The sequence below is a fragment of the Pseudarthrobacter sp. MDT1-40-2 genome (assembly GCF_059383595.1).
The window spans coordinates 1,034,643-1,048,670 of sequence record NZ_JBWZCL010000001.1 but is presented as its reverse complement, the minus strand read 5'-3'; the positions used below and the strand labels follow the sequence as shown (position 1 = coordinate 1,048,670).

Sequence of the window (14,028 nt, the reverse complement as noted above, 5' to 3'; positions counted from 1 at the left end):
ACGAGGTAGGAACCGCCTTAGTCCGCACGTTTTCACAGGAACGGAAGCCCATGCCCCTTTTCGACTTGCCCCTTGAGAAGTTGCGCGGCTACACCTCCGCGGTGGTGCCGCCGTCGGACCTGCGGGAATTCTGGGACCGCACTATAGAAGAAGCCCGTGAGTTTCCGCTGGCGGCAACATTTGAGCCGGTGGAAAACTACCTCGCCGTGATCGATACCTTCGACGTCACGTTTGCCGGCTTCGGCGGCGCCCCCATCAAGGGCTGGTTGCACCTGCCGGCCGGCGGTGACGCGGCAGCGCAGTTGCCGGTGGTGGTCCAGTACGTGGGCTACTCCGGCGGCAGGGGACTGGTCAACCAGGACACCAAGTGGGCCCAGGCGGGCTACGCGCACTTCATCATGGATACCCGGGCCCAGGGCTGGGGCGGGACGCGCGGTGACACCCCTGATCCGCACGAATCGGCCGGCGACGTCGCCTTCGCAGGCCTGATGACCCGCGGTATCAGCCATCAGGACGATTATTATTTCCGCCGGGTGTATGTGGACGCGTTCCGCGCGGTGGAGGCAGCGCAGTCCCACCCCGCCGTCGATTCCTCGCGGGTGGTGCTGCAGGGCGTCAGCCAAGGCGGCGGGATCGTGGTGGCCACGGCCGGCCTGGTAGCCGGAAGGCTCGACGGCGTGGTTGCAGCCATGCCCGACGTCCCCTTCCTGCAGGACTTCCCGCGTGCCATCGACATCACCCCGCGCGGACCGTACCCCGAGATCGCGGGCTTCCTGGCCCGGCATCGGGAACGGTATGAGTCCATCCTTGAGGTGTTGAACTATTTCGACGGCGTCAACCTCGCCAGGTGGGCTGCCGTTCCGGCGCTTTACTCGGCAGCTCAGATGGATGATATCTGCCCGCCGTCGACGGTTTTTGCCAGCTTCAACGCCTATGGCAGCGAGGCAGGGACGCCGGCCAAGGACATCGAGGTGTACCGGTTCAACAACCATGAGGGCGGCCAGGAGCAGCAATGGATCCGCCAGTTGCTGTTTCTACGGAAGATCTTGGGGTAAGTTCTTAGTGCGGGAGTGAGAAAACGGTTTCTGAGTCCCGCAGAACTGGGAACCAATGAAGAAACTCAGCAGGATCAGCGTCTTCGGCTATGGAGCCGGCGACGCCGCAAACAGCATGATCATCAGCACCGGAAATATGTTCCTGCTGGTGTACTACACGGACGTGGCCGGCATCGGCGCAGCAGCGGCAGGAACGCTGCTGCTTGTTGCCCGGGTTTTTAATGCCTTCACCGACATAGCCGCCGGCCGCATCGTAGACCGCGTAAACAGCAAACGGTGGGGCAAGTTCCGGCCGTTCCTGATGTTCGGTTTCGTTCCCCTGGTGCTCAGCGCAGCGGTGTTCCACGTCCCGGACGTGGACCCCGCGATGAAGCTGCTGTATGCCTACTGCACGTACGGACTGGTCTGCGTGGCCTACAGCATGGTGAACGTCCCGTACGGCTGCCTGGTGGGGGCAATGACGCAGGATGCGAAGGAGCGGGCGCGGCTTGGCGGCGCCCGCACCCTGGGAGGGCTGTCTGTCGGCGCCAGCCTCGGATTCTTCATTGCTCCGCTGTTGGGTGCAGGCCAGGATATGCAGCAGATCTTCACCTGGCTCACCCTGGTGTTCGTCGTCGTGGGTTCCGCGCTCTACTTCTTTACCGGTACCGTCTGCCTCGAGCAGGTTCCCGGCAGCGTCCCCAAGATCACGCTGAGCCAGAGCATCGCGGCGCTAAAAGCCAACTCGCCCCTGGTGATCCTGTGCATCAGCTCTGTCCTCTTTGTCACCGGAACCACGGCCACAGGGGCTTCCCAATTTTTCTATCTTCGCGATGTCCTGTCCCGGGTGGACCTGTTTCCCCTTATGGCGGCAGCGCAGGTGGTCATCACACTGACCCTGGCTGTGCTCATACCCCGGCCGGTGGCGCGCTGGGGAAAGCGGGCGGTCTACAGCGCCGGTGGCATCCTGGGTGTGCTGGGAGGCCTTTTGGTCTTCTTGGCGCCCGCGGACGTGCCCCTGCTTGGCCTGGCGGGATTGATCCTGGGACTGCTCGCCTCCGCCACTGTCAGCATCCTCACCTGGGCGCTGATAGCGGATACGGTCGAATACGGTGAGTGGAAAACCGGAGTCCGGGTCCAGGGCATCAACTACGCCTTGCTGGCCGCAACCAGGAAACTGGGCATGGGCTTCGGCGGCGCTTTGGTTGCCTTCTCACTCGCCTGGGGCGGATATGTATCGGGAATCCAGGAACAGTCCGACGCGGCCACCCTCGCCATCCGGGCAGCAGCCGGCCTGCTGCCTGCCGCACTCGTCCTCATTTCCGTAGGAATCATGTACTGGTACCGGCTCACGGACACCCGGCACGCGGAACTGGTGGCCAGCCTGTCCCGTGAAACGACGTAGCTGGTTTGCGACTCCGGCGGCTGGCGGTTATGGTGATGGCTATGACTAACCGTTGGTATGCGTATTTTTCGTTGGCTCTGGAGGAGCCCGCGTCTAACTGACACGCACCCAACTTCCTTCAGAGCCAACAGGGCAGAGTTCATTCTCTGCCCTTCGCCATATCTACGGCGGGTTCTGATTCAGGGCCCGCTTCCATCTTCGGAACAGGACCCCTCATGACCCCCGCAGCAACCGCCACAGCCGCCAGTTCGACGTCGAACCTCCGTGTTAACCACTTCGCCGCCCTTCCCACGCCCCGTGAACTGATGGCCGAGCTCCCCCTGGATGCCCACGTGACGGACGTCGTCGAGCGCGGCCGTGACGAAGTCCGGGCCGTCATGGATGGCGTTGATGACAGGCTGCTGGTAATCGTTGGCCCTTGCTCCATCCATGATCCGCAGGCCGGGCTCGATTACGCGCGTCGGCTGGCAGTGCAGGCGCAGCTTCACGATTCCGAGCTGTTGATTGTTATGCGGACCTACTTCGAGAAGCCGCGCACCACGGTGGGCTGGAAGGGCCTGATCAACGATCCGAAGCTGGACGGCAGCCACGACATGGTGACCGGGCTTCGTACCGCGCGGAGGTTCCTGCAGGACGTCGCCGCGCTGGGGCTGCCCACCGCCACCGAGTTCCTGGAACCCATCAGCCCGCAGTACATGGCGGACCTGGTGTCCTGGGGCGCCATTGGTGCCCGGACCACCGAAAGCCAGATCCACCGCCAGCTTGCCTCCGGATTGTCCATGCCCATCGGCTTCAAAAACGGGACCGACGGCGACCTCCAGGTTGCGATCGATGCCTGCGGTGCCGCTTCGGCCCCGCAGGCCTTCCTCGGCATTGACGATGAAGGCCGGGCCGCGCACGTGGCAACAGCGGGCAATCCGGACACGCACGTGATCCTTCGTGGCGGACGCAAGGGGCCCAACTACTCAGCTGCCGACGTCGAGGCTGCTTCTGAGCGGTTGGAAGGCAAGCAGCTCAATCCGCGCCTGATCGTTGATGCCAGCCACGCCAACAGCGGCAAGAGCCACCACCGCCAGGCCGAGGTTGCGCTGGAACTCGGTGCCCGGCTGCAGGAAGGCGGCCCCGCCGCGGATGCAATCGGCGGTGTAATGCTGGAAAGTTTCCTGGTGGGCGGTGCGCAGAATCTTGACGTAGCGGAGCACGCGGCAGGCCGCTCGCAGCTGGTGTACGGCCAGAGCGTTACGGATGCCTGCATGGAATGGGACGTCACGGTTTCTGTGCTTGAGCAGCTGGCGGTATCGGCGCGGAAACGGCGTGAGGCTCGGAGCGTCCTGCTGGCCGGATGAATAGCCGGAGAGACTTTCACATTGGCACCCTGAACCTCTAGAGTATCTAGCACATGGTTGTTCGAAGGCCCGGTGACGACGCGCCGTAAAGGCGGTTGCCGAACAGCACCGGGAGCAAAGGAATATGGGATGTCCGCAGATCAGAACTTCTCCAACGTGAAGTTCCTGACCGTGGCCGAGGTGGCCGAGGTTATGCGCGTTTCCAAGATGACCGTGTACCGTCTGGTCCACTCAGGAGAGATGCCGGCCGTGCGCTTTGGCCGCTCCTTCCGGGTTCCCGAGAACGCCGTTGAGCAATACCTCAAGGGCGCCGTGGTGGAAGGCCAGTCGGACACCGCCTGACCCCTGTTGCCGTGGCCCTGCCGTCACTCCTGACGGCGGCGGTCAGTAGGTGCCCCCGATAGGCGGTACCCTGTTAAGGAACGTTTTACGTCATTGTAAGAATCTGTCAGTTGTTTCAGTTCGTAGCATTGTCCACGAACATTTCCATCAGACAGGTACTACATCTAGTTTGTGAGGAACTTTCGTGGGTTCAGTTATTAAGAAGCGTCGCAAGCGTATGGCCAAGAAGAAGCACCGCAAGCTGCTTCGCAAGACCCGTCACCAGCGCCGCAACAAGAAGTAGAGCATCTGCTTCACTGCGTGAATGCCCGTTGCCGTCAGGCAGCGGGCATTTTTGCGTCCAGGCCCCGGTTTGAAACTGGCCCGTACTGGCCCGGCGGAATCCAGATCCTGCCACGCAGGTGGCTGGGACGTCGGTGGCTGGGACGTCAGCGGCTGCGGAGGCGGGCGAAACCCTTCCACAGTCCATAGACTGCGCCACCCACCGTGGCGGCTTTGAGGCCCAGGGTTGCTGCGCGGCGGCCCGAGCGGAAATCGTAAACGGGCCAGTTGTGCTCGCGGGCGTGCTTGCGGAGCCGGGCGTCGGGGTTGATTGCCACAGGATGTCCCACCAGGGTGAGTAGCGGAATGTCATTATAGGAGTCGCTGTAGGCCCAGCAGCGTTTCAGGTTCAGGCCCTCAGACTCTGCCATGGATTCCACGGCAGCCGCCTTGGCAGAACCGTGCAGGATGTCGCCCACCAGGCGGCCGGTGTAGGCGCCTTCTTCGACTTCTCCCACCGTGCCCAACGCGCCTGTCAGCCCCAGGCGGGTGGAAATGACGGTGGCAACTTCAATAGGTGTGGCCGTCACCAGCCAGACCCGCCGCCCAACACGCAGGTGTTGCTCGGCCAGCGCCTTGGTTCCAGGCCAGATCCTCGAGGCGATCATCTCGTCGTAGACTTCCTCGCCGAGGGCCTTGATATCCGACACGGTGATCCCTGCCGCCAGGATCAGGGCTGAGTCGCGCACAGCATGAACATCGCTGAGGTTCTCGCCGCGCATCACAAACTTGAACTGCTTCCAGGCGAAACCGCTGGCCTGGCGCAAGGTGAAGGCTTTCCGCTGGTACATCTTGCGGGCCACGTGGAACAGGCTGGCGCCCTTCATCAGTGTGTTGTCCACGTCGAAGAAGGCTGCCTCGCCAAGGGGGGACGGAGGGGTCGGGCGCGTGGCTACGGCGACATACTTCTCCTCGGGCATGCCTTGAGTCTAGCCAATGGGTCCGGGCGCAGCTGCCGGGCCACCAGCTTCGCTTCCGGTAGCACGTTCCTGATGCAGCCCGCCGGTGCCTGCAGGACTACCTTTAAGTCATGGCAAAACCGGAAGTGGTACTACTGACAAAATCAGACTGCCACCTGTGCACAGAGGCGCGTGCCGCCGTCGAACGCGTTGCTTCGGGGCTGGGACTGGAATGGTCGGAACAACTGGTGGACCAGCACCCTGAACTGGGCGAGAAGTATGCCGAAGAGATCCCCGTGCTGCTGGTGGACGGCGTGCAGCGGGATTTCTGGACCATTGACGAAGGCCGCCTGGACCGGCTGCTGCGGCGGATCCTGGCGGCGTAATGAAACGGGCTCAGGTGTGGGCGCCCGCTTTGTTGGCTCAGGCTTCCTGGCCCTAGAGTGAAGACACAACGCGACTCGACGGAGCAGACAGTGACCTCCTTGGAATCAACACCCTCTGCCATCCAGGGCGATGGCGGGACTGCGAAGCAGATTCCACCGGCAGCGGTGGCCCGCTTGACGCTTTACCTGCGCGCCCTGAATTCGCTGCTGGCCGAGGGCATCGAGACTGTTTCTTCGGATTCCCTGGCGGAAGCGTCGGGGGTGAGTTCGTCAACGCTGCGCAAAGACCTCTCGCACGTTGGTTCCTACGGCACGCGGGGCGTGGGCTATGAGGTCCAGTACCTCAGCAGGCACATCGCGGCGGCCCTTGGCCTGACCCACGACTGGAAAGTCGCAATTGTGGGTGCCGGTAACCTGGGTAAGGCCCTGGCACGGTACGGCGGCTTTGAGTCCCGGGGGTTCGACGTCGTGGCGATTTTCGACGCCGACCAGATGGTGGTGGGAAACGAGGTTGGCTGGCTCCGGGTCAGTGATGTCCAGGACCTGGAAACGGTCCTGGAACGAACCGGTGCGAACATGGTGGTCCTTGCCCTGCCGGCCACTGTTGCCCAGGCCGTCTGTAACCGGGTCGTGGCGGCAGGAGTCACCAGCATCCTGAGCTTTGCCCCCATAGTGCTCCAGGTGCCCGAGGGCGTGAACCTGCGCAAGGTGGACATGGCCACCGAGCTCCAGATCCTCGCCTACCATGCACAACGGACGCAGACCCCGGGCCGAACAGCCTAAGCTGTGGCCCGCGGGCTGCGTCCGCGGAGAGTGTGTTGCGCCTGAAGACTTGCGTTAGCGGCTGTAGGGGTTTCCGAAGGGCTGCTGCTTCTGGAAGTAGGGCGCATTGGCCGGCAGGTAGAGCAGCACAATGGCTGCAACGCCCAGAAGGATCACAATGAGCTGCAGGACGCCGTATAGCGGACCGAACTGGAACAGGCTGAAAAGGCCAAGAACAGAAATGGCAGCAAAAACAGTTCCGAGGATCCGCGCCCAGTTCTTTCCCTTCCGCACCGGGAAGGCCACCAGGGCGTAAAGACCCAGGGAGATCAGAGCGGCGATGATTCCGCCAACCATCACAGCACCCTGCATGCCCTCGGCCATCCCGGGGGGAACTTCCTCACCCTGCGCCAGGATCTGTGACTCCATCGACTGCCAGAAGTAATCGCCACCGGTGAAGGCCATGATGAGCGAGCTGACAGCGGACAGGATTCCTGCCGCGAGAATCATTTTGAAAGACAAGTCCACCTGCGGCGGAACGGCGCGGTCTCCGGCTGGCTGAGACTGCTCCGACGGGTAGCCATACGGGGCAGGGGGCTGACCATAGGGTGCCTGCTGGCCGTAGCCGGGCTGCTGCTGGCCGTACTGGGGAGCCTGCCCATACTGCGGCGGTGCCTGCTCACCGAACTGGGGAGCGTTCTGGCCGTATTGCGGCTGCGGGGGTGACTGCTGACCATATTGGGGTGCGTTCTGGCCGTAGCCCGGCTGCTGCGGGGCGTTTTCCGGATCGTTGCCTTGAGGCGGCTGGACGGGAGGAGTGGTCATGAGCGTTCCTTCGCGAATCTGGGTGAAGCATCGGACGCCGGGAACAACGCAAGCCGTGCCCCCAGCATGGCTTATTCCACCGTACCTCCCACCGGCAGACTGGTGGGTCATTAAAGGCAACAAATTGTGCACTGGCCTGCAAAAACGCCTACGCCCCCGGGTTGTGTCCGGGGCGTAGGCGTCTTCAGCAGGCGATCAGTTGGTTGCGGGCGTGCGCTGTTCGAACCAGGGCCGGGAGTTGGGCATCCACATCAGAACGGTTGCCACGATGCCGAGGATGGAGCCGAACCAGCCCCCTCCTCCGTCGATGCCGGACTGAACCAGGGAGATGACCAAGGTGACTGCCACAATGACGGTGAGGGCCATGCGGGCCCAGGACTTGCCTTCCTTCATCTTCATGGCCAGGATAACCTGGGCAGCAGAAAGTACAAGCGTGAGAAGGACCAGAAGCACCACTATCACACCGAGGGCGGGCAGTGAGGCTATTGCTACCAAGGAAAAGAAGAACCCCACAACACCCAGGAGGACGCCCAGGATGCCCGTGATGACCCAGATCCAGTAGGAGACCTTGAGCTCCGTGGGCATTCCGGCGACGCTGAAAATTCCAGAGAAGCCGCCCTTGGGCATGACCTGGTCGAAGCTGCGGGGTGAGTCGGAAGGCATTTGGAACTGGTGGCTCTGCGACGGGCCGGGCTGCTGGTAACCCTGTGCCGGCGGAGGCTGGTACCCGGCCGGGGGAGTGGTGGGACTCTGGCCTGCAGGTGTCCCGGTTGAATCGGGTTGCGGTATGTCGCTCTGGTTGCTCATGGGTTCACTGTAGGCGTGGCCGGCCGTGTAATCTACGAATTGGCGTGGAAGTCGTGATGAAAACCAAGCAAACCGCCCGCCGTCGAACATTTTTGTCCGAGGGCGGGCGGTTGTCGCTTGCCGGGGAGGCGGTGGGACTAAGCCGCGGGAGCGATGAAGGCCAGTTCCAGGTTGATGCCGACCTTGTCGCTAACCAGCAGGCCGCCCGTCTCGAGGACGGCGTTCCAGGTCAGGCCGAAATCCTTGCGGCTGATGGTGGTCTGTGCGGTGACACCTGCGCGGGTGTTGCCGAACGGGTCCACGGCCACGCCGTTGAACTCGGTTTCCAGCGTGACGGGGCGGGTGATGCCCTTGATGGTGAGGTCGCCGTTCAGCTCAAAGCCGTCGCCGTTGTCTACCAGTTCCTTGGAGACGAAGGAGATTTCCGGAAACTTCTCCACATCGAAGAAGTCTTCGCCGCGGACGTGGCCGTCGCGGTTGGCGTCGCCGGAGTCGAAGCTGGCGGTCTTAATGGTGGCGTTGATAGCAGAGTCGGTCACGTTCGGCGTGAGCTCAAGGGTGGCCTCCGCGTCCTTAAACTGGCCGCGGACCTTGCTGATGCCAGCGTGCCGGACGGTGAAGCCAATCTCGCTGTGGGAGTTGTCGAGGGTCCAGGTGCCGGTGGTGATCTCGGTGGGAAGTGCCATGGTGATGCTCCTTCAATAGTTGCTGGCTCAGGGGGAGAGCGTCTGATCGTTAGTTGAAGCCTCATCTGTTGAAGTATCAACTAACTGCTGCATCCAGTATAAACATGCATTTGCATGTTTTGTTCCCGGGTCCGCGAACTTTTTGTGAGAATTTTTTGAACACCTGCGGAACTACTCGGCCCGACCGGGAGTTCTACTTCCGGTAGAAGATTTCGAATCGCCCCAGATCTTTGAGAAACTGGTAGACATGCCCCAATCCACGGTTCATCTGCTCCGCCATGGAGAGGTCCACAATCCCCAGGGGATTCTCTATGGCAGGCTTCCAGAATTTCACCTTTCCGAACTGGGCCAACGGATGGCCCAGACTGCCGCCACTTACTTTGCGGAGCGTGCTGCGCAAGGCGCCAATATCGTTTACCTCGCCGCGTCGCCATTGACCCGCGCGCAGGAAACGGCACTCCCCACCGCGCAGGCGTTGAACCTGGAGATTGCCACCGAGGATCGCATCATCGAGGCTGAAAACCGCTTCGAAGGGCTCAAGGTCACCAAGGCGGAGCTCCGCAGGCTCCGGCACTGGCAGCACTTCGTCAACCCGCTCCGGCCGTCCTGGGGCGAACCCTACAAAGCGCAGGCCATGCGCGTCATGGCTGCCGTCCACGATGCGCGGCTCCGTGCCAGGGAACTGGCCGGCACCGACTTTGAGCAGCGTGGCGCTGAGGCCATTTTGGTCAGCCACCAGCTTCCCATCTGGGCCACCCGGTTGAGCGCCGAAGGCCGGCGGCTTTGGCATGATCCCCGCAAGCGCGAATGTACTTTGACGTCCGTCACCTCCCTGGTGTTCGATGCCGAAGGGGCCCTTCTCCGCGTTGAATACCACGAGCCTGCTGCCGCACTTCTTCCCGGTGCGTCCACCACTCCGGGAGCTTGAGCATGGCTGCCAGGAACCGCCCGATGAGCTCTGCGGTGGCCTCCCGCCGAACCGTACTTGCGGCCGGCGGTGCCGCGCTGGCCGGGCTTACCTTAGGCTTGTCCGGTTGCGCCCAGGAGGACGCCCTGGCCCGGCAGGCCAAAGCCGGCGACAACAAGAACTATGTGGCAGGCGACGGCTCCGTGACCGAATTCACCGCAGCCGACCGGGCTGCCGCCGTCGAAATCAACGGCACCCTGTTCAACGGCACCACCATTACCCCGGCAGAACTCCAGGGCAAGGTGACGGTGCTGAATTTCTGGTTTGCCGCCTGCGCCCCCTGCCGGGTGGAAGCTCCCCAGCTGGAGGCACTGCACCAGGAATTCAAGGACCAGGACGTCCGCTTCCTGGGCGTGAACCTCCGTGACGAAAAAGCCACCGCAGAAGCCTTCGAAAAGTCCTTCAATGTGACCTACCCCAGTTTTGACGACAAAAACGGCTCGGTACTGCTGGCCGTTTCCGGCATGGTTCCCCCTGGCGCCGTCCCCACCACCCTGGTGCTGGACAAGCAGGGCAGGGTGGCGTCGCGCGTGCTCGGCGAGATCCAGACCGGCACCCTCAAGGCCCTCATCACCTCCGCCGTGGCAGAGTAGCGGGCGCATCTCCATGAACAGCCCCTTCGCCGAGACGATCTTGAGCGGCTCGCTGCTGCTGGCCATTCCCGTCGCACTGCTGGCCGGGCTGGTGTCCTTCCTCTCGCCCTGCGTCCTGCCGCTGGTACCGGGGTACCTCGGCTACGTAACCGGGCTGACGGGCGTGGACCTGCAGCGGCAGAAGAAGGGCCGGATGCTGGCCGGCATCGGCCTGTTCGTGTTGGGCTTCTCCCTTATCTTTGTGCTGCTGGGCGGAGCGTTCGGCCAGCTGGGCACCCTGATCTCCGGCCCGCAGAACGCCTGGATCACCCAGGTGCTGGGCCTTTTGGTGATCCTGCTGGGTGTGGTGTTCATGGGCGGCTTCGGCTGGTTTCAGCGCGACGCCAAGATTCACGCCAAGCCTCCCGCCGGACTGTGGGGTGCGCCGCTGCTGGGCATCACCTTCGGGCTGGGCTGGGCGCCGTGCATTGGCCCCACCTATTCCGCCGTCCAGCTGTTGAGCCTGTCCGGCGGCTCCTCCGCGGCCAAGGGCGCGTTCCTGGCGTTTATCTACAGCCTGGGCCTGGGAATCCCGTTCCTGCTGATCGCACTGGCGGTGCGCCGCGGCGTGGGCGTGATGTCCTTCTTCCGCAAGCACCGCCTGGCCATTCAACGTACTGGCGGCGCCATCCTGGTAATCCTGGGCCTGCTGATGGCCAGTGGCGTGTGGGGCGAATGGGTCACGGCCCTGCAGTACTGGTTCCAAACCGACGTTAAGTTGCCAATCTGATGAGCGAGCGTGTGAAAACTAACAAACGGACCGTAGCGGACGCCAAGGCTGAGGCGGCGTTACCGGCACTGGGCCCCTGGGGCATGGTGCGCTGGGTCTGGACGCAGCTGACCAGCATGCGTACTGCATTGTTCCTGCTGCTGCTGCTGGCCGTGGCTGCCGTGCCCGGATCCCTCGTTCCGCAGCGGGCAGCCAACGCCTTTACCGTGAGCCAACACATCAAGAACAACGGCGACTTCGGCAGGGTGCTGGACGCCCTCCAGCTGTACGACGTCTACTCCTCGGTGTGGTTTTCCGCCATCTACATCCTGCTCTTTACCTCGTTGATTGGCTGCGTCATTCCGCGCGCCGTCGCCCACTACAAAGCCATGCGCTCCCAGCCGCCGCGCACTCCCACCCGCCTGTCCCGGCTTCCTGAGTACGGCACCCTGGTGCTGGAGTCCGACGCCGGGATACCGCCGTCGGAAGCCATCTCCGATGCCGCCGGGCTGCTGCGGAAACGCGGCTACCGGGTTGACGTGCGGGACGCCGACGGCGACAGCCCGTCCCTGGGTGCCGAACGCGGCTTCCTCCGCGAAGTAGGCAACCTGGTGTTCCACACCTCGCTGATCGGGGTGCTGGTGTCCGTCGCCGCCGGCGGGTTGTTCGGGTACAGCGGGCAGCGGATCCTGGTGGAGGGCGACACCTTCGTTAATACGCTGGTGGGCTATGACCAGTTCACTCCCGGCACCAACTTCCAGTCCAGCCAGCTCCAGCCGTACTCGGTCCAGTTGGACTCGTTTGATATCACGTTCGACCGCGAATCGGCAGGCAAGATCGGCCAGCCGATCGACTTCTCGGCCAAGGTCACCACCCGCGAATCCCCGGAGGCGCCTGCCTCGCAGCAGGTCCTGAAGGTCAACGACCCCGTCAGCCTGGGCGGCACCAGTATCTACCTCACGGGCAATGGCTACGCGCCCGTGGTGACCATTCGCGACGGCGACGGCAACGTGGCCATGCAGGGTCCTGTGGTGGCAAAGCTGCAGGGGGACAACTACTACTCCTCAGTGGTGATCAAGGTTCCCGATGCCAGGCCGGAGCAGCTGGGTTTTGTCGGATTCTTCCTGCCCACCGCCTTTGTCACCAATGAGGGAGTTTCCTTCAGCGGCGACCCGGAACTCATCAATCCCCAGCTGACGTTGAACTCCTACTTTGGGGACCTGGGGCTGGACGACGGCGCCCCGCAAAACGTCTTCGAGTTGGACGTCGCCGGGCTCACCCCGCTCAACGCCCGCAACCTTGATACCGGGGGAATCACCCTGGCCCCCGGCATGAGCTACACACTTCCCGACGGCAAGGGCAGCATCAGCTTCGACGGTGTCAAGCGCTACATCGGCGTGGATATCCACCACAACCCAGGCCAGGGATTCGCGCTGATTTTTGCCCTGCTGGCCGTAGGCGGCCTGGTGGTGTCCCTGTACGTGAACCGCCGCCGCGTCTGGGTCCGCACCGGCACCGGGCCTGACGGCTCCACCACCGTAGAGTACGGACTGCTGGCGCGTGGCGAAGACCACCGCCTGGCCGCCGAAGCCACCGCCATCGGGGAACTGCTCGCCGGGCAATGGCAGGCAGATCCCGCCCGCACCCAGCAAAATCCCAGCAGCAGCGGGGATAATAACCCGGACTCCGTTCCCGCCCCAACAGGCGCCACCCCAACAGGCTCCGCCCAGCCGACGAAGGACCAGTAATGCCGTTTTCCATCAACGAAACCGCAGGCGCCTACAGCGAATTGTTCATGCTGTTCGCTGCCGCCACCTACACTGTGGCATTCGTCGCCTTCGCCTGGGACCTTGCCAAGAGCAGCAAAGCGCTCCGTCTTATTGATGAAAAGGCCGCAGAAGCTGCCGCCGCTGAGGCTGCCGCCGCCCCGTCGTCCTCGAAACAGCCGGTGCGTGCCGGCGTCGGAAATTCTGCCGGGTCTGTGACTGACAGGACCGACGGGCACCTTGCCGGGCCGGTGGACCGGGCAGAACGGCCGACGTCGAAGGCAGGTTCCGCATCCACCTCCAAAGCCCGGATGGCCGACGGCGAAATGCGCTATGCCGCGGAGCGCCGCGTTCCCGCCCGCGTGGCTGTCGCGCTGACGGTACTGGGCGTTCTGATCCACGGCGCCGGTGTGGTGGCCCGCGCTATCGGTGCCGGCCGGGTGCCGTGGGGCAACATGTACGAGTTCCTGACCACCGGCGCGTTCATGGCGGTGGCTGTGTTCCTGCTGGTGCTGATCAAACGCGACCTCCGCTTCCTGGGCACGTTCGTCCTTGGCCTGGCCGTGATTATGCAGGTTGCCGCGGCGGTGTCCTTCTGGACTCCCGTGGGTCACCTGGTGCCGGCCCTGCAGAGCTACTGGTTGATCATCCACGTCTCCATTGCCGTGCTGTCCTCAGCTCTGTTCACTTTGACCTTCGCCATGTCCGCGCTGCAGCTGGTGCAGTCACACCGCCAGAAGACGGTAGCCGCCGGCGGAGCGGACAAACTTGGCTTTATGCGTCTGGTTCCTTCGGCGCTGAGCCTGGAAAACCTGTCCTACCGGATCAACGCCATTGCCTTCATCGGCTGGACCTTTACCTTGATGTTCGGTGCCATCTGGGCCGAAAAGGCGTGGGGCCGGTTCTGGGGCTGGGATACCAAGGAAGTCTGGACGTTCGTGATTTGGGTGGTCTATGCCGGCTACCTGCACGCCAGGGCAACCCGGGGCTGGACAGGGACACGCGCGGCATGGCTGTCGATCGTGGGCTACCTGTGCATCGTCTTCAACTTCACCATCGTGAACCAGTTCTTCAGCGGTCTGCACTCGTATTCCGGGCTCTGAGCAGGGACGACTCTCCCCGCGGAATATGACAAGCGCAC

At 63.2% G+C, this 14,028-nt stretch carries 16 protein-coding genes; 12 read left to right on the top strand and 4 right to left on the bottom strand.

Annotation, left to right across the window (positions count from 1 at the left end; all coding sequences use genetic code 11):
• The first annotated feature begins 50 nt into the window (after positions 1–50).
• From AC50X5_RS04930 to AC50X5_RS04910, 5 genes are all read left to right on the top strand, one after another.
• Positions 51–1,055, top strand: coding sequence for an acetylxylan esterase (locus tag AC50X5_RS04930; protein ID WP_494974965.1), 1,005 nt, complete (start codon positions 51–53; stop codon positions 1,053–1,055).
• A gap of 55 nt (positions 1,056–1,110) precedes the next feature.
• Entirely contained in the window at positions 1,111–2,439 is a 1,329-nt protein-coding gene (locus AC50X5_RS04925) for a glycoside-pentoside-hexuronide (GPH):cation symporter (RefSeq protein WP_494974964.1), read from the top strand.
• Between the two features lie 215 nt (positions 2,440–2,654).
• Positions 2,655–3,785, top strand: coding sequence for a 3-deoxy-7-phosphoheptulonate synthase (locus tag AC50X5_RS04920; protein ID WP_494974963.1), 1,131 nt, complete (start codon positions 2,655–2,657; stop codon positions 3,783–3,785).
• A 129-nt stretch (positions 3,786–3,914) separates the two neighbouring features.
• Complete coding sequence (locus AC50X5_RS04915) at positions 3,915–4,127, top strand: helix-turn-helix domain-containing protein (protein WP_463934859.1); 213 nt, start codon at positions 3,915–3,917, stop codon at positions 4,125–4,127.
• A gap of 184 nt (positions 4,128–4,311) precedes the next feature.
• The gene (locus AC50X5_RS04910; RefSeq protein WP_003792170.1) at positions 4,312–4,410 is read left to right on the top strand and encodes a 30S ribosomal protein bS22; all 99 of its coding nucleotides are present in this window, start codon (positions 4,312–4,314) and stop codon (positions 4,408–4,410) included.
• A gap of 145 nt (positions 4,411–4,555) precedes the next feature.
• On the opposite strand, the gene AC50X5_RS04905 is transcribed toward AC50X5_RS04910, so the two are convergent.
• Positions 4,556–5,368 (bottom strand): HAD family hydrolase, encoded by an 813-nt coding sequence (locus AC50X5_RS04905; protein WP_494974962.1) that lies wholly within the window; start codon positions 5,366–5,368, stop codon positions 4,556–4,558.
• 110 nt (positions 5,369–5,478) lie between these two features.
• Between AC50X5_RS04905 and AC50X5_RS04900 the strand changes: the two genes are divergently transcribed.
• Together AC50X5_RS04900 and AC50X5_RS04895 are read left to right on the top strand one after the other, a co-directional pair.
• Positions 5,479–5,733 (top strand): glutaredoxin family protein, encoded by a 255-nt coding sequence (locus AC50X5_RS04900; protein ID WP_494974961.1) that lies wholly within the window; start codon positions 5,479–5,481, stop codon positions 5,731–5,733.
• Positions 5,734–5,823: 90 nt separating this feature from the next.
• Complete coding sequence (locus AC50X5_RS04895) at positions 5,824–6,516, top strand: redox-sensing transcriptional repressor Rex (protein ID WP_463934856.1); 693 nt, start codon at positions 5,824–5,826, stop codon at positions 6,514–6,516.
• 54 nt (positions 6,517–6,570) lie between these two features.
• On the opposite strand, the gene AC50X5_RS04890 is transcribed toward AC50X5_RS04895, so the two are convergent.
• From AC50X5_RS04890 to AC50X5_RS04880, 3 genes are all read right to left on the bottom strand, one after another.
• Positions 6,571–7,320, bottom strand: a complete 750-nt coding sequence (locus AC50X5_RS04890) for a hypothetical protein (RefSeq protein WP_494974960.1) — start codon at positions 7,318–7,320, stop codon at positions 6,571–6,573.
• 195 nt (positions 7,321–7,515) lie between these two features.
• Positions 7,516–8,127: a hypothetical protein gene (locus tag AC50X5_RS04885; protein WP_494974959.1), complete on the bottom strand. Its 612-nt coding sequence runs from the start codon at positions 8,125–8,127 to the stop codon at positions 7,516–7,518.
• A 137-nt stretch (positions 8,128–8,264) separates the two neighbouring features.
• Complete coding sequence (locus tag AC50X5_RS04880; RefSeq protein WP_494974958.1) at positions 8,265–8,813, bottom strand: YceI family protein; 549 nt, start codon at positions 8,811–8,813, stop codon at positions 8,265–8,267.
• A 247-nt stretch (positions 8,814–9,060) separates the two neighbouring features.
• Here AC50X5_RS04880 and AC50X5_RS04875 point away from each other — a divergent pair, with 247 nt between their 5' ends.
• Genes AC50X5_RS04875 through ccsB form a run of 5 tightly spaced genes read left to right on the top strand, consistent with a single transcriptional unit; the run spans position 9,061 to position 13,990 of the window.
• Complete coding sequence (locus AC50X5_RS04875) at positions 9,061–9,741, top strand: histidine phosphatase family protein (protein WP_494974957.1); 681 nt, start codon at positions 9,061–9,063, stop codon at positions 9,739–9,741.
• A gap of 23 nt (positions 9,742–9,764) precedes the next feature.
• On the top strand, positions 9,765–10,373 hold the full coding sequence (locus AC50X5_RS04870; protein WP_494974956.1) for a TlpA family protein disulfide reductase: 609 nt from the start codon (positions 9,765–9,767) through the stop codon (positions 10,371–10,373).
• Positions 10,374–10,386: 13 nt separating this feature from the next.
• On the top strand, positions 10,387–11,142 hold the full coding sequence (locus tag AC50X5_RS04865) for a cytochrome c biogenesis CcdA family protein (protein WP_494974955.1): 756 nt from the start codon (positions 10,387–10,389) through the stop codon (positions 11,140–11,142).
• The gene (gene resB, locus AC50X5_RS04860) at positions 11,142–12,869 is read left to right on the top strand and encodes a cytochrome c biogenesis protein ResB (protein WP_494974954.1); all 1,728 of its coding nucleotides are present in this window, start codon (positions 11,142–11,144) and stop codon (positions 12,867–12,869) included. Before AC50X5_RS04865 ends, resB begins: the two co-directional genes overlap by 1 nt.
• Positions 12,869–13,990, top strand: a complete 1,122-nt coding sequence (gene ccsB / locus AC50X5_RS04855; RefSeq protein ID WP_494974953.1) for a c-type cytochrome biogenesis protein CcsB — start codon at positions 12,869–12,871, stop codon at positions 13,988–13,990. The genes resB and ccsB overlap by 1 nt, the downstream gene beginning before the upstream one ends.
• The last annotated feature ends 38 nt before the right edge of the window (positions 13,991–14,028 follow it).